We start from the raw sequence: 25,316 nt of genomic DNA on the forward strand, positions 1-25,316 counted from the left end.
CGGAATCGACGCCGGCCCCGTCTCGACTCCCGACTGGCTCACCCGCAGACCTGTCACTTCGATATCTGTTTTGTCGTCGCTCCCGGCGGCCGACGTTCCCGCGGACCGACACGACCACGAGCGAGCGACGGCGCGACCCGAGACGAGGAGTTCGTCCCGACGCGGGTCAGTCCTCGTCGAGTTCGGCGGTCAGGTTCTCGCGCGCCTCGCGGAGTTCGCGCAGGTCCGTCTCGACGGCGCCCGAGCGCAGTCTGTCGACTTCGTCGTCGGTCAGTTCCGTGCGGGCGCGCGCCGCCGTCCGGAGGCGGTCGTAGTCGTCCAGTCGCGTCAGTTTCCGTACCTCGCGCAGGCGGGCGACCGCCTCCTCGCTCGCGAAGCGGTCCAGCACCGAGACGAGTTCGTTCGCGCGGCGGCGGAGCGTCTCGGCCGGCGGCGGCGGGAACGACACGCGCAGGGGGCCGGCGTCGAGTCGTTCGAGGTAGGTCCGGTGGACGGCGACGGCCGTCTGGAGGGCCGCCGGGTCCTCGGCGTAGTGGTCGAGTTTCGACCCCGTGTAGTCGGCGAACTCCAGCAGTTTCGGAATCGGTTCGTCGGCGTCAGGGCTCTCGCGGACGAACGACCGGAGGTCCCGCGGCGGCGTCCGGTAGTCGACGAGCGAGTACCACTCGGCGGCCTCGATGGCCGTGACGACCTCGTAGGCCGACTCCTCGCGCTTGTACGTCCGGAACTCCTCGGTGACGGCGTCGTTGTACGTCTTCACGGGGTCGCGGAGGCGTTCGACCGGCGCGTCCACGTCCGCCTCGCCGAGTTCGAGCAGTCGCTGCAGTTCCTCGAGGCGGGCGTCGATGTCCTTCCGTCGGAGTTTCGCGTCACGCCGCGCGGCAGCCAGGTCCTCGCGCGTCTCGCGTCTGCGGTCGAGTCGGTCGACGGCCGCGGCGGCGGGTTCGAGGTCCTCGCGCGCGCCCTCGAAGTCGCGTTCGCGGAGGCGGCGGCGGTCGAGTCGGTCGGCCGCGGCCTCGAACGCGTCGCGGTGCGGCAGGTCCTCGGGGAGGTCCTCGACGAGTCCGAGGAACTTGTCCTGGAACTCGACGTACGCCTGGAAGTCGCCGGACCCGACGGCCGAGTCCTCGTAGCGGTCGAGGAGGCGCGTCGCCTTCCGGTAGGCGTCGGCGGCGGCGACGACGGACTCCTCGCCCGTCTCCGCGACCGCCGACTCGGCCTCGTCGCGGGCCGCGCGCGCCTCGACGAGTCGTTCCCGCAGGTCGTCGGCGTCGGCCGCGGTCGGAGTCGAGTTCTCGTCTGTCATCTCGAATCAGTAGACGTCGTCGGGGTCGAACACCGTCTCGCCGACCTCCTCGCCGTCGACGGTGCGGTAGAAACACGAGCGGTGGCCCGTGTGACACGCGCCGCCGGTCTGGTCGACGAGGTAGAGGAGAGTGTCGGCGTCGCAGTCGACGCGCACCTCCTCGACGGACTGGGTGTGTCCGCTCGTCGCCCCCTTCTCCCAGAGTTCGTCCCGACTGCGGGAGTAGTAGTGCGCGCGGCCCGTCTCGCGGGTGCGTTCGAGGGCCTCGGGCGAGACGTACGCGAGCATCAGCACCTCGCCGGAGTCGGCGTCCTGCGCCACCGCGGGGACGAGACCGTCCGCCCCGAAGTCGACCTCGACGTCGTCTGTCATCGACTGAGGACACGTGATTCCGGCCGATATGTCTTGTGTACCGGTGACAGCCGTCGAGTCGCGGACTATCGGTCTCAGTCCGCGCCGTCGCTCTCTCCGCCGCCGGATTCGGCCGTCGAACCGGATGCGGCGGCCCCCCGGCGTCCGAGGCCGATGCCGGCGGCGACGGCGGCGAGGACGGCGCCGAAGACGAGGGCGACCAGCGCCCACCGGAGCGAATCGGGGAGCGGAAGGCCGGCGTGGACGCCCATCGTCCCGACGGTGGAGAGGAGGACGGCCGGGACGGCGTTCGCGAGGGAGACGTCCTCGGACCCCCGTGTCCACGTCTCACGCTCCCGGTATGTGAGCGCACCCGCGACGCCCCACGAGAACGCGGCCGTCGCTGCGAGCAACAGGTCGGGGTACAGGAGGTACGAGACGACGCCGCCGAGCAGACCGCCGACGAGTGCGACGGCGCGGGTGGTTCGGGACACGCGCGACCGTTCGTCTGTGCGGTCCAAAAGTGTCGCGTCGGCGAAACGTACTCAGACCAGACCGAGTGCGCCGACGACGCCGAAGACGATGTCGCCGTAGGTGAACGCGACGACGGTGCCGAGGAACATCGGGACGAGGAACGGGATGCCCGGCGATATCCACACCTCCTCGCGGGCGGCGACCACTTGGAGGCCGTCGCGGAGTTTCTCCGGCGTCGTCCCGTATGCCGTCGAGTCGATGTCTTCGAGGAACGCCTCGGCACCCCAGGGGTCCTCAGCCGCGACCGAACCGCCGTCGACGGCCATCCCGTCGCCGACGGCGCCGTCCGTCGGGTCGTGCGTCTCGGTGATGCTGTTCGGGTCGCGGAGTCGGTCCGGTCGCTCGCGCAGTTCCGCCAGCGTCGTCCCCCGCCAGCGGAGGTACATCCGCAGGGCGTCGATGTCGAGGCCGTTTCTGGTGTACCCCGTCGTCGTCTCGAACAGGCGACCGTGCGCCGTCGATAGCGAGGCGACGGACACCCGGCGACCGAGGAGCATGAGGGGGAGTTCGGCGTGCCCGTCGAAGAGGTTCCGGACGCCGAGGGCGAGCGGATACCCCACCGCGAGCACGACGGTGTTCGTCAGGACGGTCATCGAGAACACGCCGAGCGTCGTCCTGACGACGGGGAGTCCGAACCCCGGCAGGAGGTACTGCGGGAACGTCGGCAGCAGTATCGAGATGGTGATGAGCGCCTTCGCGTCGGCGCCGCCGAACCCGCCGAGTCGCCAGAACACGTACGAGAGGGGCGCGACGAACAGGAGGCTGATACCGACGCGCAGGAAGTACAACTGGTCGACGGGTCGGAAGGCGAGATGTCCGAGCGACTCCCACGCGAGGAGCACCGCGCCGAGGGCGACGAGGGGATACCACACGACGGAGGGAACCCGTCGCGTTTCGATGTCCCGCCACGCCGCCCATCCCAGAAGGGGCAGGACGACGAGTCGGAGGAGGTCCGGTACGGAGGCGACCATACAGGTCGAACGAGTCCGGGGGGAGTTATCGTTTTGGAATATTGAAACGCCGCGACCGAAGACGGAGGCGCGCCTCCGGGCGCGACGTTCGGAGAGTAAGTGTTCAGGTCAGTCTGTCGACGCTTCGACGTTCGGGGAGCGGCTCACGCCGTCGCCGTCACGGTTCGACGGGGACGTGCAGCGTCGACTGAATCCACGCGTGGTGGTTCTCGGTGTCTTGGATGACGGTGAGAGTGCCGCCGTCGTCGGTGTACTGGATGTATCTGTAGCGGTCGGTGCTCCCCCGTTTCGAATCGGTGTTGGTGGACATGTATCAGGTGTGCGGTCGTGGTCGTGGTCGTGGTCGAAACGCGCTGTTCCCCGTTAGCCGTCGCGTCGGCCATGCTCGCCGTCGTCTATCCACGCTGTCCTGCAGACCGCGCTGCAGAACAGGTAGACCGTCGAGGGGTCCGCCGGCGCGACGGCGGCCGGATGGCGGCGCGTCGGGTCGACCGCCTCCCCACAGGCGGCGCACAGTTTCCCGTTCGCGTCGGCGTCCGAGCGGTGACACTCCTCGGCAACTTCGTCGTCCCGGCGACGGCTCTCGTCGGGGGCTTCGTCGTCCGGATACCGCATCAGCGTCCACCTGCCGACGGTGACGCGCCCGACGCGGAACTCCGTCGACGCCGGTTCGCCGGCGGGACGGTCGGTCGGATTACCGCGAGTCGGCATCGCCTCGGCCGCCCGCCGCCGTCTCCACGTCGGCGGCAGCGCTGGGGTGCTCGGACTCGAACCCCGCCGCCGTCGACGGCGCGCGCGTGGCCGAGACGGTTCCGTCGTTCTCGACGGTCACGTCGCAGCCCTCGTACCGGAACGACAGGTCGGCGTCGTGTCGGACGGTCCCGGACGGGGCCGAACCGAACAGCGTCTCAACGGCGTCGGTGTCGACGACGGTCCCCAGCGGTTCGAGTTCGAGCGGATCGGTGGCCGTGAGTTCGGACACGGCATCGACCACGGCGAAACAGACGTCCCCCTCCGAACTAACGCAGATAGTTTGACACTCACTCATGTTCTGACGACATACAGTATCGCGGCTAGCCCTATGGGGCTGTGGCGTATCCGGATATCCCCCCCGGAGGTCCGACCGCTATACTGATTCATCGTCCGGTCGCTCCTCCCCGAAGACGAGCGAGAACAGTTCGTACTCGCCTTTCCGGACGTGTCGGTTCACCGTCGGTTGCGAGACGTCGAGCAGTTCGGCGACCTGTTTTCCGGTCGCCTTCCGCGGCCAGTCGAAAAAGCCCGCGAAGTACGCCGTCCGGAGCACCTCTTCCTGCCGGTCCGTGAGCCGCTTGCGGTAGCGCGCGCGGAACTCCGATTCGGTCTGGATGGGCCGTTCGAGTTCGCGGCGGGCGACGAGTTCGACCCCCTCGTACGTCCGGAGAAGCATGTCCAGGAACGCCCGGATATCCCCGGTCCGCGGGAGTTCGACGGTGAGCGTCGCGCTCTCGGGCGTCGCGGTGAACCCGGTGGGGTGCGCGCCGTAGTCGAGGAGCGAGCCGAAGAAGTTGCCCTCTTCGAGCGTCGCCTCGAACAGGTGGCCCTCGTCGCGTTCGGAGATGAGACTCGGGTCGCTGATGGTCGTCGACTGCGAGGCGACGGAGAGCGCCTGGTCGGGGTCGATGCCGGCGACGGCGAAGAAGATGCGGACCTCGCCGTCGCCCCGTTCGACCAGCGCGTCGAGTTCGAACGTGCTCCCCGTCTCCGACGCCAGCGTGACGGGCGCGATGTCCACGCCGTCCATGCGGAACTCCAGTTCCACGGCCCGGTCGCTGACGAGCGCCTTCCGTCGTTCGAGGGCGTTGATGGCGAAGCCGATGGTCTTGCCGAGTTCCGCCAGCACGTTCACCTCCAGTTCGTCGAAGACGCCGGGTTCGCCCGCGTACAGATTCAACACGCCGTACATGGTCTCTTTGTACACGAGCGGAACGGAGATGGACGCGCGGAACCCCCGCTGGAGCGCCTTCGCGCGCCACGGTTCGAAGGGCGGGTCGGTGTGGAGGTTGTTCTGCACCTGCGGTTCGCGCGTTCGGACCGCTCGGCCGGCCGGCCCCCGCCCCGTCGGACTGTCGTCGGCGGTGACGGTTATCTCGTCCAGGTAGCCGCGGCCGACGCCGGCGGACGTCCGGGAGACGAGGTCGCCGCCGACGGTCTCCTGTTCGCCGATCCAGACGAACCGGTAGGGGTCCGCGTTGGCCAACTGCGTGCAGACGACCTGCTCTATCTCCTCGCGCGAGGTGGCCTCCGTGAGCGCCCGCGTCAGGTCGCGGATGACGGTGTTGATTCGGTTCACGCGCTCTAAGGAGGCCGTCCGCGCCTCCAACTCCTCCTTCTGCTCGCGGAGCGTCTGCTCTCTGTCCGTGCGCTCCAAGGCGGCGCGCACGTTCGCGACGAGGATGTTCGCCAGGATGACGTCCGTCTCGGAGAACGCGTTCGGCTCCGTCCGGCCGCTGACGAAGACGCCGTACTTGCCGATGGGGAGGACGACGGCGCTCCGGAGCGGCGACTCCGAGGACTCCTCGGCGGCCAGGTCGTCGAACACCGCGCTGGTGCTGCTGGCGTACACCTGCCACGGGATATCGGAGTCGGGGCCGAACAGCGACCCGTCGCCGACGTACGCCTCGGCGGCCTCGGTGCGCGCGGTGACGACGAGTTCGCCCGCCTCGTCGTACAGTTTGATGTTCGAGAGGGGGAACTCGAGCGTCTCCGCGGCCGCCCGGGCGGCCAGTTCGCACACCTCCTCGGCAGTCTCGGCAGTCGTCAGCGCCTGCGCCGTCTCGTTGAGCGAAGCGAGTTGCGCCTCCCTACGCTGTCGTTCGGTGACGTCGCGGACGACGCCGACGCGGCCGTACGTCCCGTCGCCCAGCGGGAACGGCGAGATGCGCGTCTCCGTGGGGACGTCGCCGTGCGGCGTCGGCACCGTCGTCTCGTAGGTGACGACGTTCTCGTCGTTCCGGAGCAGTTCCGCCAGCAACGATTCGACCTCCTCGTTGGTCTCTTCGTCGGACACGGTCGTCGCCGGTTCGCCGAGCAGTTCCTCCTCGGACCGCCCGACCAGTTCGGTGTACGCCCGGTTGACCGCGACGAACCGGCTCCGGTCGTCGAGGACGTACACGCCGTCCTGAACCGTCTGAACCATCGCCTCGTACCGCTCTAGCTCTCGCTCGCGGCGCTTGCGTTCGGAGACGTCGCGGGCGACGCCGACGAAGCGGCGCCCGTTCGCCGAGCGGAACTCGTTGAACGCGAGGCTCAGTTGGACCTCGTGGCCGTCGCGGTGGAGGGCGGGGAGTTCGACCTCCCCCCAGTCGAGGCGGCGTTCGCCCGTCGCGAGGTAGCGGGCCAGTCCGCGCCTGTGGCGGGCCCCCATCTCCTCGGGCACGATGACGTCCAACGACTCGCCCACGAGGTCCTCCGGCGGGTAGCCGAGGATGTCCTCGACGGCCGGGTTCACGAACCGGATGACGTTCTCCTCGTCGATGGAGAGGATGAGGTCCGAGGAGACGCCGAGAAGCGTTTCGAGCGTCTCCCGGGCTTCTCCGTCCGTCCGCTCGGATGGTGCCGTCCGAGCGGCGACGGCGTAGTCGCCGAGGACGGCGGCGCCGTCGGGACCGGTGTCCGGGACGTACTCGTCGACGCCGGCCTCGCGGACCCGACCGAGGAGTTCGGGCGAGTGGGCGGCGTCGAACAGGACCGTCGTGACCGACGGATACCGCGCGGCGACGGACGCGAGGAAGCCGACGCCGTCGGCGGCGAACGAGGCGTCTCCGTCGGTGTCGGGAGGCGCGTCGTCGTCGGGCGGGGGACCACCGGAGGATTCGACGGTCGGAAGTTCGAACCGAGCGACCACGCAGTCGACCGACGACTCCGAGAGCGCCGTCTCGGCGGCCGAGACGGTTGCGACGGTCCGGAGTCGGAGGTTCGGGTGCGACTCCCGGAGGGTCGCACGAAGGGCGTCAGTGCGGTCCCGGTCAGGGTCGACGTAGAGGGCGAGGGGTTCGTCTGAGGACATGGAAGGCGGGCGAGAGGTAGGCGGCGTTAGCGAATCTATGTGTCTGGCTATCTGATAAATGACTCGGCCGCGGCGAACGGTGCTGCGGAGGCGGCCGGAGACGGCGTATCGACGGCGCCGGGCCGCGGTTCGAACGGTATATCTCTGTCACGTCCGCTCGCCGCCGGGTCGACGTCGCGGTCGGTGATTCGTCGGAGTGCGGACCCGCTGCGGTCGCCCTCGGAGAAGAGGGCAATCGAGTTGCTAAGGTACGCTCGCCGTACTAGTCATGGACAGTTAATTTCCGATAAGCATAGATGATGTAAAAAGAGGTTTCAACGGCAGCGTGTAAACATATCATCGAAGTTATCGTCTTACGGTACGCCGGCGAGCGGTGCTCCCTCGACCGCTCGTCGTCCCCCATCCATGACAAGCAGACAGTCCAGCGACCCGTCCGGCGTCACCGAATCTACACTCAGACACTGCGAGAACTGCGGCGGTCGTCGAGAGCACACGGTCCACCTCGAGTTGCACCAATGCAAGACGAGAGACGACGTCCGAGTCGAGAACAAGCACTACGCGAAGAAACCGTACCGAATCGCGACGTGCGTCTACTGCGGTGAATCGTCGAGAGAGAAGATCATCTGACGAACGGTTCGCGCCGGATAGAAATCGGAGCACGCAGGTTTCGTCGGGACGTTCCGCGCGCCGTCCACAGTTCTCCCGGACGCGGGAACGGAGAGAGTCGAGGCAACGGCTGGTAGCACGGAGTATGTGAAAAAATCGGATCGGGAGTCGCCCGCAGTTCGCGGTCGTATATCCGTCGGATATACGGTCCGCGTTTAGATGACGCGGTTCTGGAGGTAGTCGAGGTGCTTCGCGTTGTAGACGATTTTGACCTCGTCTGCCTCCGGCGACCCGATGCAAGTGAGACGGACGTTCTTGTCAGAGACCTCCTCGTCGGAGAGAATCTGCTGCATGTCCATCTCGATTTCGCCCTCTTTCAGGATGGCCGCGCAGTTCGCGCAGGCGCCCGCGCGGCACGAGAAGGGCCAGTCGTAGCCCTGCGCCTCGGCCGCTTCGAGGATGTACTCGCCCTGGTTGACTTCGAGAGAGCCGTAGTCTTCGTCGTCGAAGTCCGCGTCTGCGGCCTTCTCGAAGAGGTCGTTGTCGTCGATTTCCCAGCCGTTGTCGTCGAGTACTTCGTAGTTGAGGTATTCTACCGTGGGCATCACCGCTTGGTTCACGACGCACGCCATTAGACTTTGCTGTTCTTCGCCGAAAATCGGACCCCCGGATCGGCCGAATTTCGGTTATTTGGCCCGCCTAAACCCAATCGCGGTCACAGCGCCGTGACCGAGAACAGCGCGTAGGAGGCGACGGCCGACAGCGACGGCGTGAGCAACCAAAAGAAGATGACGCGACCGGTCGTCCCCGGGTCGAACAGGTCTGACCCGGCGAGGTCCGTCTCCGATTCCTCGCCGACCGGCGGCACGTCCTCGCGCGTCTCGGCGGTCAGCGCGTTCACCGACATGCCGGGGGACTTCCCGCCGATGGCCTCGCCGATAGTCACCGTGCGGGTCGCCCGCCCCCAGCCGAGTCCGACGATGCACATCGTCGCCGAGACGGCGAGGCTGGCGGGGATGCCGATGTACGAGAGGAACGTGATGAGCGACGCCGACACCGTCTCGACGATGAGCGCCGCGAGGATGGGCAGTTCGGTGAGGTCGTTGCCGACGGTGTCGAGCGTCCTGCGGGCGATGGTGAACGCGCCGAGACCGATGGCGCCCGCGCCGAGGAGGATACCCTCGTTGATTCCGAGGGCGCCGTTGCCGACGAGGGGGGCGACGGCGTTGGCGGCGTTCGACGCGCCCGCGGAGTAGGCCATGTAGCAGGCGATGACGACGACGAGGACAGTGCTGGCCGCCTCGCGGACGGTCGTGTTCGGACCGAGTTTCGGCGTCGGGACGCCGTAGCTGTCTATCTCGACGAGCGGTCCCGGCGAACTGTCGAGTTTGAGTTTCGCGTCGAGATGCGGGTAGACGTACCGGCCCACCATGGCGCAGGTCCAGAAGGCGATGACGGGGGCGACGATCCACCACGAGACGATTTCGAGCATCACGCCCTCGTCGAGCGTCCCCGTCGCGACGCCGAGACCGGCGATGGCGCCGACGGCGGTCATCGAGGTGGAGGCGGGGACGCCGAACGTGTTCGAGATGAGAAGCGCGAGGCCGACGAAGAAGAGGACGGCGACGCTCGCCGCGAGCGTGAACTCCGACTGCGGGACGATCTGACCGCCCATCGTCTTGATAACCTCCCGCCCGGCGGTCCACGCGCCGAACAGGGCGAACGCGGTCATCAGCGCGGCCGCTGCGAGTTTGCTGAGGAGGCCGCTGCCGACGGCCGGGCCGAAGGCGACGCCGGTGGAGGAACCGCCGATGTTGAAGCCGACGAAGACGGCGACCAACAGACCGACGACGAGGAGTATTTCGACCACGGAAAAGCGTTCGTGAGTGCGGTGGATAAGCCTCATCATCCGGCTCGACCGTCGCGGCGCGACAGATAGTACGAAAGGAGCGGGTCGGCCACGTCCGAACCGAGGGTCGGGGCGTCGAACCGCCTACTCCCCCGTTCGACCGATTTCGGAAGCCGGGGGCCCTCTCAGTCCGTCGCCGTCTCGATGGCCTGTTCGAGGTCCGCGACGATGTCCGCGGCGTCCTCGACGCCGACGGAGAGACGGACCATGTCGGGCGTCACGCCCGCGGCCGCCTGTTCGTCTTCCGTGAGCTGCTGGTGGGTCGTCGACGCCGGGTGGATGACGAGCGTCTTCGCGTCGCCCACGTTGGCGAGGAGCGAGGCGAGTTCTACCTCGTTGACGGTCCCTCTGGCGGCCTCATAGCCCTCGGCGAGGCCGAACGTGATCATCCCGCCGTAGCCGCCGTCCAAATACTTCGAGGCCTCCTCGTGCGTCTCGTGGGATTCGAGGCCGGGGTAGTTCACCCACGAGACGGCGTCGTGGTCCTCCAGGAACTCCGCGACGGCCATCGCGTTCTCGCAGTGGCGGTCCATCCGCAGCGGGAGCGACTCTATCTTCTCGAGGGTGGTCCAAGCGTCGAACGGTGACTGGGCGTTACCCAAATCGCGCAGACCCCGGGCGATGGCCGCGTAGGTGAACGCCGCCTCGCCGAACCGCTCGGAGAAGTCGACGCCGTGGTACGCCGGGTTCGGCTTCGCTATCTCGGAGTACTTCTCGGCGTGTTCGGTCCACGGGAACGACCCGCCGTCGACGAGGACGCCGCCGACCGTCGTGCCCGCGCCGTGTATCCACTTCGTCGTCGACTCCCACACCAAGTCGGCGCCGTGTTCGAGCGGTCGGCACAGGTAGGGCGTGGCGAACGTGTTGTCGACGAACAGAGGGACGCCGTTGTCGTGCGCTACCTCCGAGAGACGCTCGAAGTCGGGCGTCACGAGCGCCGGGTTGCCGATGGTCTCGACGTGGACGAACGCGGTGTCCTCGTCGATGGCCTCGTCGTAGGCGTCGTAATCCAGCGTGTCGACGAACTTCGTCGTGACGCCGCGTCGCTCGACGGTGTGCGTGAGGTAGGTGTACGTCCCGCCGTACAGCGAGGACGCCGAGACGATGTTGTCGCCCGCCTCTGCGAGGAGAAACGTGGCGAGGTCGAACGCCGCCATCCCGGAGGCGGTGGCCGCCGCGCCCACGCCACCTTCGAGTGAGGCGAGGCGTTCCTGCAGCATCGCGACGGTGGGGTTCATCAGCCGCGAGTAGATGTAGCCCTCTTTTTCGAGGGCGAACTGCCCCGCGGCGTCCTCGGCGTCGTCGAAGACGTAGGAGGTGGTCTGGTAGATGGGCGGCGCGCGCGACCCGGTGGCCGCGTCCGGTTCCTGTCCGGCGTGGAGGCTCCTCGTGCTGAACCCCTGCGTTCCGTTCGCTTCGTTCCCGTCGGTTCCGTCGTCCGCGTTGTCTGTCTCGTCCGCCATGCGCGTGAGGACGCGTGACGGGGTGTTAAAACGAGGCGGCGCGCGGCGGGCGGCGCTACGTCGCGTCGCCCCGCGGCCCGTTCAGCGACGCCCCCGAGAAGAACAGGAGGAGACCGACGACGCCCGCGATAACGACGACGAGCGGCGAGAACGCGTACAGGACGAGTCCGAGGGCCGCGACGGCGACCAAGAGCGTGCCGACGGTGATGGCCCAGGACCGACCGCGACCCGCGACGAGCGCCAGACCGACGAGGGCGACGACGGCGCCCGCGAGGCCGACGACGACGAAGACGTTTATCTCGCCCACGAGGAGCGCATCGAGACCTCTCGGGACCGTCGCGGACCCGACGAGCAGGCCGTAGTAGGCGACGAAGGCGCCGACGGCAGCGGCGACGAGGCCGCCGAGTCGACCGAAGAGACGAGCGAACGACATACGAACGCCGTCGTTCGGCGACGGGAAAGTCGCTTCGGGTCCCGTTCACGTTCCGTCTCGACGACCGACCGATGCCGCCGCGAACAGCAGACAGAGACCGGTACAGCCGACGAGGACGACACTCTGTGTCGAGTTCGTGCCGACGGCGAGGAGGGCGACGGCGGCGAAGGCGACGACTCCGCCGACCGAGATACCGAGCGCTCGGCCGCGCCCGGCCGCGACCGCGAGACCGCCGACGAGAAACCCGAGACCGCAGAGTCCGGCGGCGACGAGGATGTTCAGCGGGTTGCCGCGGACGAGAAGCGCGAGCCCCGTCCCCCCGGCCACGCGAGCGAAGAATCCACCTCCGACGAGGACGGCGCCGACGACCGCGACGGCGAGACCGGCGAGTCGAGCGACGAGGCGAATCACCGACTGAACAGCGAGGAGTGCACCGGCGCGAAATCCCGGTCGTCCGGCAGCGACTCGGGTTCCTCCTCCGTGTCGTGAATCGCGCGGCCCTCCACGCCCGCGTCGAGGAAGTCCCGGAGCGGCGGGCCGACCTTCTCGGGTTCGACGAGGAAGGCGTCGTGGCCGTGGTCGGACTCGACGACGTGGTGGGCGACGGGGGCGTCGAGGTCGCGGAGCGACTCGGCCAGCGACTCGGACTGCTCGCTCGTGAAGTGCCAATCGCCCGTGAAGGAGAGCAGCAGCGTGTCCCCCTCGAAGGCGGCGAGGGCGTCGGCGTCGTCCTCGTAGCCCTCCGCGAGGTCGTAGTCGTCCATCGCGCGCGTGAGGTAGAGGTAGGAGTTCGCGTCGAATCGCTCGACGAACTTCTCGGCCTGGTAGTCGAGGTACGACTCCACGTCGCGGTAGGGGAAGTACGCGGCGGCGGGGTCCGTCGGGAACGACTCCCGTTGGGCGTCGCGGCCGGCGGCGCGCCGGCCGAACTTCCGCTCCATCGACGCCTTCGAGAGGTACATGACGTGTCCGAGTTGGCGCGCGAGGGCGAGGCCGTCCGTCGGGGGGTCCGAATCGTAGTAGTCGCCGCCGTTCCAGTCCGGGTCGGTGGTGATGGCGCGCCGGGCGATGGCGTCGAGGGCGAGACACTGCGGGTCGAGGCGGCCGGCGGCGGCGACGACGGCGAGGTGGCGCACGTCGTCCGGGTAGCGCTGCGCCCAGTCGAGGGCGTTCATCCCGCCGACGCTGCCGCCGACGACGGCGTGCAGGCGGCCGACGCCGAGTTCGTCGAGGAGGAGACGCTGGGCGCGCGTCCAGTCGCCGACCGTGACCGGAGGAAAGTCGGTGCCGTAGGGGTCGCCGTCCGGACCGGGCGAGGCGGGGCCGGTCGTCCCGTAGCAGGACCCGGGGACGTTCGCGCAGACGACGTAGTAGTCGTTCGTGTCGATGGCCTTCCCCGCGCCGACGATGTCGTTCCACCACGCGCGGGCCTGGCCGGCCGTGTTCGTCCCGTATCCGGCGACGTTCTGGCTGCCGGTGAGGGCGTGGCAGACGAGGACGGCGTTGTCGCCATCGAACTCGCCGTAGGACTCGTAGGCGACTTCGAGAGAAGGAATGTCCGCGCCGCACTCGAAGTCGAACGCGCCCACATCGACGGTGCCGTTGTCGGTCTGCATCTTACCGTGTCGCCTCCGCGGCCCGGCGAATCGACCCGTCCAGGTCGGCGACGATGTCTTCTGCGTCCTCGATGCCGACCGAGAGGCGGAGCATGTCGGGACCGACGCCCGCCGCCCGCTGTTCGTCGGCGCTCAACTGCGCGTGCGTCGTGGAGGCGGGGTGGATGAGGAGCGTCTTCGCGTCGCCAATGTTGGCGAGGAAGGAGGCGAGGTCGGTGTTCTCGCAGGTGCGCTTGGCCGCCTCGTAGCCGTCCGCGAGGCCGAAGGTGACCATCCCGCCGAATCCGTGTTGGAGGTATTCGCTCGCGTTTCCGTGCGTCGGGTGGTCCTCGAAGCCCGGATACGAGACCCACGCCACGTCCTCGTGGTCGCGGAGGGCCTCGGCCACCGCGCGGGCGTTCGCGCAGTGTTTCTCCATCCGAAGCGGGAGGGTCTCGACGCCCTGAATCGTCTGCCAGGCGTCGAACGGCGACTGCTGATTTCCCAAGGTTCGGAGCGAGCGCTGGCGGGCGGCCATCGCGAACGCTCGGTCGCCGAACCGCTCGACGAAGTCGACGCCGAACGCGGGGTTCTCCCCGGAGAGTTCGTCGTAGTCGGCGCGCTTCCACGGGAACGTCCCGCCGTCGACGAGGACGCCACCGACCGTCGTTCCCGACCCGTGTATCCACTTCGTCGTCGACTCCCAGACGATGTCGGCGCCGTGTTCGATGGGGCGGCACAGGTAGGGCGTCGCGAACGTGTTGTCGACGACCAAGGGGGCGCGCGCCTCGTGGGCGATGTCGGCCAGACGCTCGAAGTCCGGCGTCTTCAGCGAGGGGTTGGCGATGGTCTCGACGTGGACGAACGCGGTGTCCTCGTCGACGGCTTCCTCGTAGGCGTCGTAGTCGAGGGTGTCCACGACGCGCGTCTCGACGCCGCGGCGCGAGGCCATCTTCGTGAGGTACGTGGAGGTGCCGCCGTACATGTCCGCGGAGGCGACGACGTTGTCGCCGACGGAGGCGAGGATGCTCGCGGCGGCGTCGAAGGCGGCCATGCCCGAGGCGGTGGCGACGGCGCCGACGCCCGATTCGAGCGCCGCCAACCGGTTTTCGAGCACGCGCGTCGTCGGGTTCGAGATGCGCGAGTAGACGTCGCCCTCGGCGTCCAGCGAGTAGAGGTCCGCGGCGCGGTCGGCGTCCTCGAACAGGTACGAGGTGGTTTGGTAGATGGGCGGCGCGCGCGACCCGGTGGCCGAATCCGGCTCCTGCCCGGCGTGGAGGCTCCGGGTGTGGAACCCGTGTGTCATGTACTACACGCATATTCCCCGTGAGAGATATAACCTGCGGTTACGGTAGCCGGCGGCGGGGGTCGGGCGCACCGAAGTGTTTTTTCGCTCCGCAGAACGTCTCCGACTCATGTCGAATCAGACGGGCGCGGCGGACGCCCGAATCGAGGTGGGGTACGACGCCGCGGTGTACGAGCGATTCCGCGGCGGGGAGTCGAATCCCGACGCGGCCGTGCGAGTGCTGGCCGGCGGTCGGGAACTGGTACGGGGGCGCGACGGACTTCGCCGGTACTGCGACCGACTGCTCGACGCCGCGGAGTCGGTGCTCGCCGGAACCGCCGCGACCGTCGAGTGCTACGGCGGCGGCGGGCGATACCGCCTCGTCCCCGCGGGCGAGACGCTCCGAATCGTCCCGGACGCCGAACGGTGGCCGGGGGCGGGCGCGGACGACGAAGCGGAGGCGAGTGGAGAGATAGACGCGGATACGAGCGCGGACGGAGACAAGGACCGGGACGTGGCCGTCGCCGTCGACCGCGAGGAGTTCGTGACCGAGATACTGCGGACGGCCGAGACGTTCTGCGACGTGGCCGTGGGAGCGAACCCGGCGCTGGGGGCGGACGTCGCTCCGGTGCGCGAACGCGTCGGTGCCGTCCGCGTCGCCGCCGCGGGGTTCGGGGAGTGGGGCCTGCCCGTCCGCCTGCTCGACGCCGTCCCGGAGACGGCGTACGGCGGGACGGTGTACGCCCAGACGGCCGTCGTCGCCGCCGGCGACGCTCGCTTCGGCGCCTTCGACGGCGACACGCTTGCCGACGACACCGCGCGCGACGCGCCGGCCGCGGCCCGAATCTGGCTCTCGGACGTCGAGGCGGTCGCCCGCGGCGACGGCGTCGGGCGGTACATCGAACCCAACCCGGACGCCCTCGTCTGGCACGACCACGCCTTCGCCGGCGAGGTGGTCTCGGTCGGTCCGGTGCCGACGTCGGCGCGCACGCCCGCCGACCGCGCCCCCGAGCGGTACGCGCTGTTGGACGTCGGGGCGGGCACGGTGGCGTTCGACCCCGACGAGGTGGCGACGGGCGACGGAAACAGCGGAAACGGCGAAAGCGACGGTTCGGTCGCCGTCGGCGACCGTCTCCGACTTCGAGCCTCGCGCGTCCACCTGAGCGACATCGCCGTCACCGACGCGCCGTCGCTGAGCGACCGGTCGGACGCGTCGCTCCGCGACTCGCTGTCCGACCCCGCGCGCCGCGGCGCCGCCGCCGCGGAACTCGCCCGGCGCGGGGCCGACGACGCCGCGGCCGCCCTCGTCGACTGTCTGCGTTCCGACCCGCCGGTGGCGGACCGCCGCGCCCTCGTCCGCGCACTGGACGTGTTGGACGACCGAGCGGCCGTTCCGGGACTGGTCGACCGACTGGGCGACCCCGACCCCGACGTGCGCCGGGCCGTCGCGGGCGCCCTCGCCACCATCGGCGACCCCGAGGCGACGGACCCCTTGTTGGCCGCCGTGCGCTCGGAGTCCGACGCCGCCACGCGCCGCGCCGTCGCCCGCGCGGCCCGCGACGTCGACCCCACGGGCGCTCTCGACTACTTCGCCGGTCTCGTCCGCACCGACACCGACCCCGAGGTACGCGAGACGGTGGTCCGCGTGCTCAGCGGAACGCGGAGCGTCCACGCCGAGGCGCTGGTCGTGGAGGCCCTCGACGACCCGGACACCGCCGTCGCCTGCGAGGCCATCGACGCGGTCCGGTGGCTCACCGACGAACGGCCCGTCGGCGGCCTCCTGCGGCGTCTCATGGACGACGACCCGACCGTCAGGGCCGCCGCCGCCGGCGCCTTCGTCGAACTCGGCGCGCGCACCCCGGACTACCACGGCGAGGGGGCGTTCGGCCCGGAGACGCGGACGCGCGTGGTCCGCGGGCTACTCGAACGGTTGGACGACGAGCACGTCGCCGTCAGGACGACGGCGATAGAGGCGCTCGGGTCGCAGGCGCACCCCGAGTCGGTCGCCCCCCTGTGCGACGCCTACGACCGGGACGAGGAGTGTCGGCCAAGCGTCGTCGACGCCCTCGGCCGCATCGGCGACCCGCGGGCCATCCCCACCGTCGTCGCCGCGTTGGACGACGACCGGGCGGGCGTCCGCCGCCGCGCCTGCCGCGCCTGCGCCCGCCTCGGCACCGCCGCGGGCGTCTCCCGCCTCAGTCACCTCGCCCGCGAAGACCCCCGGCCGGCCGTTCGCGTCGAGGCCGTGGAGGCGCTGGGCCGCATCGGCGACGACCGCGACGAGGTGTTCGACGCGTTGGAGGCCATCCTCGACGTCCGGGAGGCGGGCGTCGACGCCCGCGGGGTCGAGCGCGACCGCTCCTCGGCGTTCGGCGGCGCGGAGAACGCGGACCTCCGCTGGGAGGCGGTGACGGCCCTCGGCCGACTCGACCACCCGCGCTCGCGCTTTCTCCTCCGGTGGGTGGCCGAGGAGGACCCCGACGACTCGGTCAGAGACCGGGCGCGCAGCCGATTGGAGTAATCACCCGGCGGCGTCCGCGTTCTCGTCGTCTTCGTCCCCGCCGCGGCCGAGTATCCGGTCGCCCGCGAACGCGAGCGCCGCGCAGACGGTGAGGAGCGCGAACGGGGAGACGAATCCGCCGATACTGAACCCCGTGAGGACGGCGAACGCCGCGACGAGCACCGCCAGCGCACTGAGCGCACCGAGCGCCTCGTCGACGACGGCGTTCCAGACGAGGAGCGCGAGGACGGCGAGGACCCCGGCCCAGAACGCCACGGTGGGCGCGTTCTCGGCGCCCAATCCGCCGCGGTCGACGAGGGAAACGCCGGACGGGGAGACGGAGACGTACGGGAGGACGAGATAGACGAGGAGTCCGACCGCACCCGCCAGTCCGGCGAGCGTCGCGAGCAGACCGAGTCCGCGGCCGAGCGACGCGAGACGCGTTCGCGAACTGTTCACGCGAGTAAATAGTTCTGTTCTGACAAAAGTTCGGCGAGCGCAAAGTGGGCGAACGAGGGCGGTGTCAGTCTGTTCGCGTAGTCAGTCGTCGGCCGGCGCGGATTCCACCGCGTCGAGTTCCGCGCGCGCGGCGTCCAGACCAGCCTCGACGTCCACGTCGACGCCGGCGTCGGCCATCGCTTCGCCGACGGTGCGGACGCCGCGGAGGATGGCGTCGTCGGGGAGGCCGCCCATGTTGCTGACGCGGAATATCTCTCCGCCGAGGTGCGCCTGTCCGCCGGAGATGCTGACGTTCCGCTCCGCGACGCCGTCGAAGAAGGCGTCGGAGTCGTCGCCGTACACCGCCTCGGGTAGCGAGACGGCCGTGACGGTGTTCGAGTAGTCGCTGCCCTCCTTCAGGTCGGCGAACAGGTCCAGTCCCATCGCGTCGAACCCCTCGCGGAACGCCGCCGCCTGCCGGCGGTGCCGGCGGATGCGCGTCGGCATCGTCTCCTCAACGATGTCCTCGACGGCGACGGCCAGCGCGCGGAACAGGGGGACGGCGCTCGTGAAGGGCGTCTGGTGGCTCTCCGCCTTGCGGAGGTGCCACTCCAGGTCCTCGTAGAACGGCGCGGACTCGCCGTCCAGTTTTCCTTCAATCGCGCTCGACAGCCACATCGCGCTGACGCCCGGCGGCGCGGCCAGCGCCTTCTGCGAATCGGTGACGGCGACGTCGACGTTCCACTCGTTTAGCAGGAACTCGTCGCCGCCGATGGAGGTGACGCCGTCGACGACGAACGTCGCGTCGTGTTCGGCGGCTATCTCGCCCACCTCGGCGACGGGGTTCAGGATACCCGTGCTCGTCTCGTTGTGGACCATCGTCACTACCTCGGTGTCGTCGGTGACGGCCTCGCGCACGCCGTCGAGGGAGAGCGAGGTGCCCCACTCGGCCTCGACGCGCGTCGCCTCGCCGGCGTGGCGGTCGGCGATACGGGCGAAGCGGCGTCCGAACTTGCCGTTGACGAGCGAGACGACTTCGTCGTCCCCGCCGGCGAGGTTGGCGACGGCCGACTCCATGCCCATCGTCGCCGTCCCGTTCAGGACGAGCGACGTGCCGCCCGACTCGGGGGCCGTCGACGACTCGTCGAGCGTCGACTGCGTGAACACGTAGTCCAACCCGTCCTGTGCGCGTTCGTAGACCGCCTCGAAGTCGGCGGACCGGTGCGAGACCATGGGTTCGTCCATCGCCGCCGACACCTCGTCGGTCACCGGCACCGGGCCGGGGTTGAGGAGGAGAAACTCCTCCGCGTCCTCTGTCATAGGTGGTCGATTGTGGTCCCCACGAATAAGCGATGCGGGTGCGTGCAAACGTCGCCGTCGCTACCGTTCGTTCACACGGGTCCGCGCGACTCGACCCGGGGCGTTTCCGATGACTTTTCGCGCCGGCGGACCGACGGGCAGGCAATGAGCGACGAGGCCGAGGCGGGTGCCGACGAACGCGGAGACGAACCGAAGTACGCCGACTCCTCGAACCCCTACCTCACCGACCCGGACGCCGACTTCGAACCGGTCGGCTCGCTCTCGCGCGAGGCGGCCGAACGAGAGGCCGAACGGCTCCGAGAAGCGATCAGAGAGCACGACTTCAGATACTACGTCGCCGCCGACCCCCTCGTGGCCGACCGGACGTACGACGCTCTGTTCTCTCGGTTGCAGGACCTCGAAGACGCCTTCGAACTCGACGACGAGTCGAGTCCGACGCGACGCGTCGGCGGCGAACCGCTGGACGAACTCGACACGGTCGAACACGTCGCGCGGATGCTCTCTATCGACCAGTCCGTCGAGGAGGAGGACGTGCGCGAGTTCGACCGGCGGGTGCGCGACGCGGTGGGGGAGGTGACGTACGTCTGCGAACCCAAGTTCGACGGCCTCTCCGTGGAAGTGGTCTACGAGGACGGCGAGTACGTCCGCGCGGCCACCCGCGGCGACGGTGACAGGGGCGACGACGTGACCGAACAAGTGAGAACGATTCGCTCCGTGCCGCTCCGCCTGCGCGGCGACCACCCCGAGTTCCTCGCCGTCCGCGGCGAGGTGTACATGCCGAAAGACGCGTTTCGGGACCTGAACCGCGAGCGAGTCGAAGAGGGTGAAGAGCCGTTCGCCAACCCGCGCAACGCCGCCGTCGGCACCCTCCGACAACTCGACCCCTCGGTCACCGCCGGTCGGCCGCTGGAGTGTTTCCTCTACGACGTGCTCGACGCCAGCGAGGTGCCCGAGACGCAGTCGGCGACGCTCGACCGATTGGAGGCGTGGGGCCTGCGGACGAACGGGAAGGTGGAGGCCGCCGAGACAATCGACGACGCCATCGACTACCGCGAGGAGATGATGGCCGCGCGCGCGGACCTGAACTACGAGATAGACGGCACCGTCGTCAAAGTCGACCGGCGGGACCAACGCGAGGAACTCGGCGCGACGAGTCGTTCCGTCCGGTGGGCGTTCGCGTACAAGTTCCCCGCCCGAACGGAGGTGACGACGGTGACGGACGTGGTGGTACAGGTGGGCCGGACGGGCCGCCTGACACCCGTCGCCCTCCTCGAACCCGTCGACGTGGGCGGCGTCACCGTCTCGCGGGCGTCGCTGCACAACCCCGAGGAAATCGAGCGACTCGGCGTCGACGTCGGCGACGAGGTGCGTATCAAGCGCGCGGGCGACGTGATTCCCGACGTGGAGGAGGTGGTCGAAAAACGCGCCGAGGGAACGTTCGCGTTCCCCGAGGCGTGTCCCGTCTGCGGGAGTCCGGTCGAACGCGAGGGACCGCTGGCGTTCTGTACGGGCGGACTGGCCTGCGAGGCGCAACTCGTGCGCGCCGTCGACCACTACGCGATGCGCGGCGCGTTGGACATCGAGGGTCTCGGCGGCGAACGCGTCGAGCAGTTGGTCGACGCCGGCCTCGTCGAGGGGCTTCCGGACCTCTACCGACTCGAACGCGAGGAGGTGGCCGAGTTGGAGGGGTGGGGCGACACCAGCGCGGACAACCTCGTCCGCGAAATCGAGGCGGCCAAATCGCCGTCGCTGTCGGCGTTCCTCGTCGGTCTCGGCGTGCCCGAAGTCGGCGGGTCGACGGCGCGGAACCTCGCCCGCGCGTTCGGCAGCCTCGACGCCGTGATGGACGCCTCGAAAGAGGAGTTAGAGGAGGTCGAGGACGTGGGGCCGACCGTCGCCGAGAAGATACGCGAGTTCTTCGACGCCGAGACGAACCGCGAGGCCGTCGCGGAACTGCGCGAACTCGGGGTCGAACCCGAGGCGGAGGAGACGTCGGGGGACGGCGGCGACGAACTGGCGGGACTCACGTTCGTCTTCACCGGGTCGCTGTCGGTGACGCGCGGGGCGGCGCAGGACCTCGTCGAGGCGCACGGCGCGAACGCAACCGGGAGCGTCTCGGGGAACACGGACTACCTCGTCGTCGGCGAGAACCCCGGGCAGTCCAAGCGCGACGACGCCGCCGAGAACGACGCGGCGGAACTGGACGAGGCGGCGTTCGAGTCCCTCCTCGAAGAACGCGGCGTCGACTACCCGCCGTAGCCGTCCGGACCGCCCGACCGAGACGCTAAGTTCTCACGAGACGACGGGTTTCGGTGGTTTGAAGCGTGCTGACAGCCCACATACAACTTGGTCTTCCGACCGAGTAGACATGATCGACGATGATTCGGCTCTCGCGGAGTACGAGGGGTACGACTGGGAGCACCTCTCGGGCGTCCCCTCGCCCGACGCGCTGTTCCGCGTGCTTTCGCACCGACGGCGGCGGCGCGTCCTCTGGTTTCTCCTCGAACGGCCGGAGACGACTCTCGGGGAGGTGGCCGACGTCCTCGTGGGGTGGGAACTGAAAGACGGCGACGACGCCGCCGGCCCCGACGACCACCGGCGGGTACTGATTGCGCTCCACCACCGTCACCTCCCGATACTCGAAGGCAGCGGCCTCGTGGAGTACGACGTCGAGACGGGGTCGATACGCTTCTCCTCGCCGCCGGAGCCGGTCACGGTGCTCATCAAGTTCAGCTACCAGTACGAGCGGGCCGTCGCGGGCCGGGGTGCATGAGGTAGGTATGGAAAGCGGCGAGGACGGTCTGGGGGCGATACTGGCGGCCGCCGAGCGGCGCCGCAAGACCGTCACGTACTACGCGCCGGAGACCGGCGACCTCGCGGAGCGATTGGACACCCGAAATCTCGACGTCGAGTTCCGGCCGACGCCGCCGGGGGGACCCGAACCGTTCCTCGTCGTCCGGGACGAGGGGGGGTTCCGGGGGGCGATGCCCGTCAGCGCCCTCCGCGAGCACGTGGTCGCTCGGAACCGGCGCGGGGCGGCGGCCGAGGACTCCGAGGCGCGCGCCATCGCCGTCGAACTGCTGGACGACACGGTGTTCGCGTCGCTGACCAAACGGCAACTGCTGCGGACCACGCGGGAGTTCGAGGACCGCGCGTGGCGAGTGGGAACCGGGGCGTTGCACGCGGGGTTCCAGTCGGCGGCGGCGTTCGCACCCCAGCGAGAGCTGTACCGCGCGTTGGCGGCCGAGACGGCGCTGGACCTGCACGTCTACGTCGCGGATGGAGACGGGGTCGAACCGCTCTCGGAACCGAACGCGACGCTGCACACCGACCCCGCCGCGGAGGTCGGCCGCTACTGGTTCTTCGTGTTCGACGGCGGGGAGGAACCCGAGCAGGCGGTGACGCTCGTCGCCGAAGAGCAATCCGACGGCTCCTTCCGCGGCGTCTGGACGTACGACCCGGACCTCGTCGACCGAGCGCTGTCGCTCCTCCCGTCGGTCGAGGGGGAGCGGTGAAGGAGGCGGGTCGAAAAAATCGCGGCGGCCGACGAACCCGGTTACAGGTCCCGTTCGCGGAAGACGTAGTAGCCGACGACGGTGGGGACGACGACCCAGGCGAGGAATATCAGCAGCATCACGCCTCCCGAGAGGTAGACGGGGACGCCGCCCTGCGCGGGCGCGAACTGGTTGCCGACGACGAACGCCTCGCCCGTCGTGGCGCCGGTGAGGCGGGCCTGCGCGGGTCCGTAGTACACCTGCGCGACGAGCGTCTCGTACGTCCGGAGCGGGTTGAGATACTTGAGGAACAGCCCGATTTTCACCCGCGTGAAGTCCGCTAAGGCGCCCGCGCCGGCTTCCTCGGCGGCGTAGTTGAGGAGTTTGGGGATGCCCTCGGCGATGGGCTTCCAGAGGATGCCGAAGATGAGGTACAGTCCCAGCGTCGCGAGCGTCGCCTCGCGGTTGGAGTCGGCGACGGCGGAGATGCCGAGACCGACGGAGACGAACGCGAGACCGAGGAGCACCGTCAGCGCGACGACGGGCGCCAGCGACTCGACGCTCATCGTCGTCCCCGTCGCGAGGAAGACGACGAACGCCGCGAGGAAACCGACGAGGAGGGAGGCGGCGACGACGGCGCCGCGGCCGAGGAACTTCCCGGCCATCAGGTCGCGCCGCGAGTTCGGCAGCGACAGCGCGAGTTTAATCGTCCCGGTCTCCCGCTCTTCAGTGATCGACCCGTACGACGTCGACAGCGCGACGAAACCGAGCACGAGGGCGAGCAGACCGGGGAACGAGAGCCTGAATATCCCGAGGTCGGCGAAGAAGCCGAACAGGTTGGAGGTGTCGTTCAACTGCGGGGGGAGGAGGACGCCGAACATGAGGAACGACGCGCCGCCGACGAACAGGACGAAAAAGAGCGTCGCCCCGTGGAGCCACCGCGAGCGGACGGAGTCGTCGAACTCCTTCCGGGCGACCGCTTGCCACGTCATGCGCGCGCCTCCTGTCCGTCGGCCGACTCGTCGGACGTCTCGTCGGTCCCGTCGACTCCGTGGCCGGTGTACGAGAGGAACAGGTCTTCGAGCGACGCCTCGCGCGTCTCGAAGTCGGTCACGTCGAGTCCCTGGGACTCCAACTCGTCGATGACGGCCATCTTGGCGTCGCCGACGCAGGAGACGGTGAGCGAGTCGGCGGCGTCGTCGACGGTGACGGAGTGGACGCCGTCGAGGGCGGTGACCGCCTCGGCGTTCAGCGCCGAGACGTCCCCGGACACTTCGACTCGGAGCGTGGCGTCGGCGTCGGACTTCTCGCGCAGGCTATCGACGCTGTCGACGGCGACGAGTTCGCCCTCGCGCATGATGCCGACGCGGTCGCAGACGGCGTCGACCTGTTCGAGAATGTGACTGGAGAAGAACACGGTCGTGCCGCGTTCGGCCTCCTCGGCGACGATGTCGCGCATCTCCTTGGCCCCGGCCGGGTCGAGGCCGGAGGAGGGTTCGTCGAGGACGAGCAGGTCCGGGTCGCCGACGAGCGCCATCGCCAGGGCGAGGCGCTGGCGCATCCCCTTCGAGTAGCCGCCGGCCTTCCGGTCGGCGGCGTCGGCGATGCCGACCCGTTCGAGGACGGCGTCTATCTCGGCCTCGTTCTCGTCGAGTCGCTTGGAGGAGGCGGCGAACTCGACGTGCTGCCGCCCGGTGAGGCGGTCGTACACGTCGAATCCTTCGGGGAGGACGCCGGTCCGCGCGCGGACGTCGACGCTCTCGGCGCGGGCGTCGAAACCGAGGACGCGAATCGCGCCCTCGGTGGGGCGGACAAAGTCGAGGAGCATGTTGATGGTGGTCGATTTCCCCGCCCCGTTGGGACCGAGGAACCCGAACACTTCGCCCTCCTCGACCGTCAGCGAGAGGTTTCTGACTGCGGTAACGTCGTCGGAACGCTCGGCGTTCCGAACGGAGTCGAGGAGGCGCGAGAGTCTCCCGCCCTCCTCGAATCGTTTCGTTACCCCGTCGAGTTCGATGGCGGCCATGGGCGTGGGTAGTCCGTTCTCGGGATAAAGCGTTTGGTGCGAAAATCAGCGTTGAGATTGGGAGCGGCTCTGGGGAGGTTTCGGGTCGGTAGCCGCGCTTAGAGTTCGTCGTCGGGGGCGTACTGCTCGCGGACGCGTTCGACCTCGCTTCGGTAGCGCTCGCGCGTCTCGGCGTCGTCGACGGGTTCGAGGTCCGCGGCCGCCACCGCCGTCGCTGCGGTGGCCTCGGTGCCGCGCTGGCGCATTATGGTCGCCGAAATCTGTTTGCGCCGCACCCTGTCGCCCGTCGGCGTCGCGTACACGAGGTCGATGAGGCCGCGGTCGGTGTAGGTCCGTTCGACGAGCCAACACCGGACGCTCTCGCCGGCGTCGGCGGAGTCAGGGTCGGGGTCGGAATCGGAGTCGCCCATGCCGACGCCTCGGACAGCGGACGCTTGACGCTGTCGACTAAGTGGCTTCCGAACAGTCTCGAAGTCGATCCGAGGGCAGCGCCGAGAAGTGAGTAACCCGCGACGCCCTCGGCCCCGAATTGTCATATTATAAATGTAATCTCAGAAAGTATTAACTTGTATCAAAACAGTCGTCCAGATAGCATGGGGCGGGAAGATATCGGAACACTGTACGAGATGCTATCGACCGACCGACGACGGCGTGCGCTCGCGGCGTTGAAGGAAGCGGAGGGACCGCTGGACCGCGGTGAGTTAGCGCGGCGAATCGTCGCCCGCCGTTCGGCCGACGGGCCGGGCGGCGCCGGACCGACCGAGGCGCCGGCGAGGAAGGTCGAGATATCCCTCAGTCACGTCCACCTGCCGAAACTGGAGGCGGGTGGGGTGGTGGAACGGACCGGAGAGGAGGAGTATGACGTGACCCCGCTGGGGCACGACCTCGAACGCGCCGCGCGGGCCTTCGAGACACGTCTCGACGCCGAGACGTGGGAAGTCGAAGACGGCCCGGCACCGACGAACTAGTCGCTAGTCGGGCCGTCGCGCCCGCCAACGACGCGACGGCGAGCGGCCGCGGCCGCCGCGAATAACCCG

At 69.1% G+C, this 25,316-nt stretch carries 26 protein-coding genes; 6 read left to right on the plus strand and 20 right to left on the minus strand.

What is annotated here, in order from left to right; all coding sequences use genetic code 11:
• Positions 1–166: 166 nt before the first annotated feature.
• From NDI76_RS00350 to NDI76_RS00385, 8 genes are all read right to left on the minus strand, one after another.
• Positions 167–1,306 (minus strand): DUF7118 family protein, encoded by a 1,140-nt coding sequence (locus tag NDI76_RS00350; protein WP_310921970.1) that lies wholly within the window; start codon positions 1,304–1,306, stop codon positions 167–169.
• Positions 1,307–1,312: 6 nt separating this feature from the next.
• A complete protein-coding gene (hisI, locus tag NDI76_RS00355; protein ID WP_310921971.1) occupies positions 1,313–1,678 on the minus strand; it encodes a phosphoribosyl-AMP cyclohydrolase in 366 nt (121 codons plus the stop codon).
• Positions 1,679–1,752: 74 nt separating this feature from the next.
• Positions 1,753–2,151 carry a hypothetical protein gene (locus NDI76_RS00360; RefSeq protein WP_310921972.1) on the minus strand — a complete coding sequence of 133 codons (399 nt, stop codon included), beginning with the start codon at positions 2,149–2,151 and terminating at the stop codon, positions 1,753–1,755.
• 51 nt (positions 2,152–2,202) lie between these two features.
• A complete protein-coding gene (locus tag NDI76_RS00365; RefSeq protein WP_310921973.1) occupies positions 2,203–3,162 on the minus strand; it encodes an A24 family peptidase in 960 nt (319 codons plus the stop codon).
• Between the two features lie 157 nt (positions 3,163–3,319).
• Complete coding sequence (locus tag NDI76_RS00370; protein WP_310921974.1) at positions 3,320–3,472, minus strand: hypothetical protein; 153 nt, start codon at positions 3,470–3,472, stop codon at positions 3,320–3,322.
• A 53-nt stretch (positions 3,473–3,525) separates the two neighbouring features.
• The gene (locus tag NDI76_RS00375; protein WP_310921976.1) at positions 3,526–3,873 is read right to left on the minus strand and encodes a DUF7576 family protein; all 348 of its coding nucleotides are present in this window, start codon (positions 3,871–3,873) and stop codon (positions 3,526–3,528) included.
• Positions 3,857–4,210: a HalOD1 output domain-containing protein gene (locus tag NDI76_RS00380; protein WP_310921977.1), complete on the minus strand. Its 354-nt coding sequence runs from the start codon at positions 4,208–4,210 to the stop codon at positions 3,857–3,859. The genes NDI76_RS00375 and NDI76_RS00380 overlap by 17 nt, the downstream gene beginning before the upstream one ends.
• Before the next feature lie 78 nt (positions 4,211–4,288).
• Positions 4,289–7,210 carry a PAS domain S-box protein gene (locus tag NDI76_RS00385; RefSeq protein WP_310921978.1) on the minus strand — a complete coding sequence of 974 codons (2,922 nt, stop codon included), beginning with the start codon at positions 7,208–7,210 and terminating at the stop codon, positions 4,289–4,291.
• A 405-nt stretch (positions 7,211–7,615) separates the two neighbouring features.
• Between NDI76_RS00385 and NDI76_RS00390 the strand changes: the two genes are divergently transcribed.
• The gene (locus NDI76_RS00390) at positions 7,616–7,837 is read left to right on the plus strand and encodes a DUF7835 family putative zinc beta-ribbon protein (protein WP_310921979.1); all 222 of its coding nucleotides are present in this window, start codon (positions 7,616–7,618) and stop codon (positions 7,835–7,837) included.
• Between the two features lie 194 nt (positions 7,838–8,031).
• On the opposite strand, the gene fer is transcribed toward NDI76_RS00390, so the two are convergent.
• The 7 genes from fer to NDI76_RS00425 all read right to left on the minus strand — a co-directional run bounded on the left by fer (position 8,032) and on the right by NDI76_RS00425 (position 14,522).
• Complete coding sequence (gene fer, locus NDI76_RS00395; protein ID WP_310921980.1) at positions 8,032–8,421, minus strand: ferredoxin Fer; 390 nt, start codon at positions 8,419–8,421, stop codon at positions 8,032–8,034.
• Positions 8,422–8,531: 110 nt separating this feature from the next.
• Positions 8,532–9,686: an inorganic phosphate transporter gene (locus NDI76_RS00400; protein WP_310921981.1), complete on the minus strand. Its 1,155-nt coding sequence runs from the start codon at positions 9,684–9,686 to the stop codon at positions 8,532–8,534.
• Positions 9,687–9,850: 164 nt separating this feature from the next.
• Positions 9,851–11,188: an O-acetylhomoserine aminocarboxypropyltransferase/cysteine synthase family protein gene (locus NDI76_RS00405; protein ID WP_310921983.1), complete on the minus strand. Its 1,338-nt coding sequence runs from the start codon at positions 11,186–11,188 to the stop codon at positions 9,851–9,853.
• Between the two features lie 55 nt (positions 11,189–11,243).
• Positions 11,244–11,621 carry a hypothetical protein gene (locus tag NDI76_RS00410; RefSeq protein WP_310921985.1) on the minus strand — a complete coding sequence of 126 codons (378 nt, stop codon included), beginning with the start codon at positions 11,619–11,621 and terminating at the stop codon, positions 11,244–11,246.
• A 45-nt stretch (positions 11,622–11,666) separates the two neighbouring features.
• Positions 11,667–12,032 (minus strand): hypothetical protein, encoded by a 366-nt coding sequence (locus NDI76_RS00415; protein WP_310921986.1) that lies wholly within the window; start codon positions 12,030–12,032, stop codon positions 11,667–11,669.
• On the minus strand, positions 12,029–13,237 hold the full coding sequence (metX, locus tag NDI76_RS00420; protein WP_310921988.1) for a homoserine O-acetyltransferase MetX: 1,209 nt from the start codon (positions 13,235–13,237) through the stop codon (positions 12,029–12,031). Before metX ends, NDI76_RS00415 begins: the two co-directional genes overlap by 4 nt.
• A gap of 1 nt (position 13,238) precedes the next feature.
• Positions 13,239–14,522, minus strand: coding sequence for an O-acetylhomoserine aminocarboxypropyltransferase/cysteine synthase family protein (locus NDI76_RS00425; RefSeq protein WP_310921989.1), 1,284 nt, complete (start codon positions 14,520–14,522; stop codon positions 13,239–13,241).
• Between the two features lie 109 nt (positions 14,523–14,631).
• Between NDI76_RS00425 and NDI76_RS00430 the strand changes: the two genes are divergently transcribed.
• Positions 14,632–17,022: a HEAT repeat domain-containing protein gene (locus tag NDI76_RS00430; protein ID WP_310921990.1), complete on the plus strand. Its 2,391-nt coding sequence runs from the start codon at positions 14,632–14,634 to the stop codon at positions 17,020–17,022.
• Here NDI76_RS00430 and NDI76_RS00435 read toward each other — a convergent pair whose 3' ends face one another.
• Both NDI76_RS00435 and NDI76_RS00440 read right to left on the minus strand, forming a co-directional pair.
• On the minus strand, positions 17,023–17,460 hold the full coding sequence (locus tag NDI76_RS00435; RefSeq protein ID WP_310921991.1) for a hypothetical protein: 438 nt from the start codon (positions 17,458–17,460) through the stop codon (positions 17,023–17,025).
• A gap of 81 nt (positions 17,461–17,541) precedes the next feature.
• A complete protein-coding gene (locus NDI76_RS00440) occupies positions 17,542–18,759 on the minus strand; it encodes a pyridoxal-phosphate-dependent aminotransferase family protein (RefSeq protein ID WP_310921992.1) in 1,218 nt (405 codons plus the stop codon).
• 144 nt (positions 18,760–18,903) lie between these two features.
• Between NDI76_RS00440 and ligA the strand changes: the two genes are divergently transcribed.
• The 3 genes from ligA to NDI76_RS00455 all read left to right on the plus strand — a co-directional run bounded on the left by ligA (position 18,904) and on the right by NDI76_RS00455 (position 22,274).
• Positions 18,904–21,018 carry an NAD-dependent DNA ligase LigA gene (gene ligA / locus NDI76_RS00445; protein WP_310921993.1) on the plus strand — a complete coding sequence of 705 codons (2,115 nt, stop codon included), beginning with the start codon at positions 18,904–18,906 and terminating at the stop codon, positions 21,016–21,018.
• Positions 21,019–21,127: 109 nt separating this feature from the next.
• Positions 21,128–21,532: a DUF7344 domain-containing protein gene (locus NDI76_RS00450; RefSeq protein ID WP_310921994.1), complete on the plus strand. Its 405-nt coding sequence runs from the start codon at positions 21,128–21,130 to the stop codon at positions 21,530–21,532.
• 7 nt (positions 21,533–21,539) lie between these two features.
• On the plus strand, positions 21,540–22,274 hold the full coding sequence (locus tag NDI76_RS00455; RefSeq protein ID WP_310921995.1) for a DICT sensory domain-containing protein: 735 nt from the start codon (positions 21,540–21,542) through the stop codon (positions 22,272–22,274).
• Positions 22,275–22,315: 41 nt separating this feature from the next.
• Here NDI76_RS00455 and NDI76_RS00460 read toward each other — a convergent pair whose 3' ends face one another.
• The 3 genes from NDI76_RS00460 to NDI76_RS00470 form a co-directional block, all read right to left on the minus strand.
• Positions 22,316–23,245: an ABC transporter permease gene (locus tag NDI76_RS00460; protein ID WP_310921996.1), complete on the minus strand. Its 930-nt coding sequence runs from the start codon at positions 23,243–23,245 to the stop codon at positions 22,316–22,318.
• Positions 23,242–24,279: an ABC transporter ATP-binding protein gene (locus tag NDI76_RS00465; protein WP_310921997.1), complete on the minus strand. Its 1,038-nt coding sequence runs from the start codon at positions 24,277–24,279 to the stop codon at positions 23,242–23,244. The genes NDI76_RS00460 and NDI76_RS00465 overlap by 4 nt, the downstream gene beginning before the upstream one ends.
• Before the next feature lie 98 nt (positions 24,280–24,377).
• Positions 24,378–24,689 (minus strand): DUF7967 family protein, encoded by a 312-nt coding sequence (locus tag NDI76_RS00470; protein ID WP_310921998.1) that lies wholly within the window; start codon positions 24,687–24,689, stop codon positions 24,378–24,380.
• 183 nt (positions 24,690–24,872) lie between these two features.
• Here NDI76_RS00470 and NDI76_RS00475 point away from each other — a divergent pair, with 183 nt between their 5' ends.
• Positions 24,873–25,247, plus strand: coding sequence for a DUF7344 domain-containing protein (locus tag NDI76_RS00475; RefSeq protein WP_310921999.1), 375 nt, complete (start codon positions 24,873–24,875; stop codon positions 25,245–25,247).
• The last annotated feature ends 69 nt before the right edge of the window (positions 25,248–25,316 follow it).

Source organism: Halogeometricum sp. S1BR25-6 (genome assembly GCF_031624495.1).
Classification (GTDB): domain Archaea; phylum Halobacteriota; class Halobacteria; order Halobacteriales; family Haloferacaceae; genus Halogeometricum; species Halogeometricum salsisoli.